Source organism: Spongiactinospora gelatinilytica (assembly GCF_003236385.1).
GTDB classification, from domain to species: Bacteria; Actinomycetota; Actinomycetes; order Streptosporangiales; family Streptosporangiaceae; genus Spongiactinospora; species Spongiactinospora gelatinilytica.
This window is the reverse complement of the sequence record NZ_POUA01000686.1, coordinates 1-1684: the sequence shown is the minus strand read 5'-3', so window position 1 is coordinate 1684 and position 1684 is coordinate 1. Positions and strand designations below refer to the sequence as shown.

The following is a 1684-nucleotide window of genomic DNA, read 5'->3' as shown; positions in this document are numbered from 1 at the left end:
GCCGGGGGCCGGTGACGGCGGTCCGGCGGCGGGGCCGGGCGGCGCGGGAGGACGTCCCGGGGCCGCCGGCGAGCCGTTCGGCGGGCCCGGCCCGTTCACGCCCGGGCCGGCGGCGAACGACCCGCTCTTCGGCGAACTTCCCGGCACCTCCGCCACCCCCGCTCCGGGGTCGCCGTTCGGGCCCACGCCGGAGTCCGGCACAGGACCCGGTGCAGCGCCCGGCGCAGGACCAGGCATGGGGCCGGAGTTCGGGTCCAAGGAGCTCGGTGGCGAACCGGCCCCGAACATGCCTGGAGCCGCATTCGGCGGCAAATCCGGGGCTGATGGACCCGGTCCCGCGTTCGGTGGCAAGCCCGGCCCTGACGGGCTCGATTCGGTGTTCGGCGGCAAGCCGGACTCTGACGAGCTCGGGGGTGTGTTCGGTTCGGGCGCGGGGGCCGATCAGGGGCCCGAGCCCGGTGCCGCTCCCCGGGGCGGTCGCAGGCGACGGGGCGCGCGAAGCGGTGGCGACGGTACGCCTCCCGGCGGCGATCCCGCCTCCTCGTCCGAAGCGCCGACGACCATCTCCGGCGGCGCGGGTTCGTCCGGTACGGGCGCGGATGGTCCCAAGCAGGAGTTCGAGCCCCCTCGCCCCCGGCGCGAGATGTGGAGCCCCTACGACGAGGGCCCCCGGTCACGCCGCCCCATCTACATCGCCATAGCCGGACTGCTCGTCCTGGTGGCGGGCGGTGTCGGCCTGGCGATGCTCGCCTCCGCCGACGCCGATCCGGACCCGGCGGCGAGCCCCCAGCCCACCGCCGCCGCGACCAACCCGCTCGTCCAGAACCGCCCCGCCGGAAAGGACGGCTTCGCCTCCTCCCGGACCACCGACAAGCACCCGCTGACGCTCAAGGAGGTGTTCCCCGACGCCAAGGCCGGCTCCTACGTGCGTACCGCGCGCAGGCTCGACAAGAAGTGCAAGGACGCCGCAACCGGCGACAAGCTGGTCAAGGCGCTCGACGACGCCGACTGCAACCAGATGCTGAGGGCCACGTACCGCGACAAGTCCGGCAAGATCATCGGCACGGTGGGCGTCGCCAACCTCAAGACCGCCAAGCAGGCGAGCAAGGTCGTGGACGCGGCGGCGGGCGGCGCGCTGGAGGACTACGTCAAGCCGCTGCCCGGCAAGGACGAGGCCACCAAGACCCTCGGCACCGGCCAGGCCAACGCGGGGGCGTGGCGGCACGGGCACTACGCGGTGCTGTTGTGGTTCCAGTTCAAGGACGGGCACGAGCCGAGCAAGGCCGAGCGCAAGAAGCTGACCGCCGCGGCGATGGCCATCGCCGACAAGACCGTCTACCCCGCCCTGGACTCGCGAGCCCTGACGGGCCGGAAACCGGAGTGACCTCGTCCTAAAATGCACCATTTGTGGGCAATTGCCAGGAAAGGTGTGCCGGATCCGTCCATACCGGCGTGACGGTCCCGGACTCTCGCTACGCTTCGGCGTATGCGTGGCCAGGATTCAGTGTCCGAGCACGACCGTGACAACGGCGGCTCGGCCGCTTCGGCGACCCCGCCACCGAGCTTCGGCCAGCCGACGCACCACCAGTCTCCGGAGCCGGGAACGGCGGTGCCACAGGTACCGCCGCGAGCCCCCTACTCCGACGGGGACAACCCCTGGCCCCAGCCGTCCGCTCCCTTGCCC

The 1684-nt window shown here is 72.9% G+C and carries 1 protein-coding gene and 1 pseudogene; both read left to right on the top strand.

Going from position 1 to position 1684, the window contains the following annotated elements:
• Positions 1 to 1384 (top strand): annotated as a pseudogene (locus C1I98_RS42335) (hypothetical protein); the annotation flags it as partial.
• Between the two features lie 120 nt (positions 1385 to 1504).
• Positions 1505 to 1684: hypothetical protein (locus tag C1I98_RS44810; RefSeq protein WP_233508564.1), on the top strand; the 180-nt coding region annotated here is incomplete at its 3' end.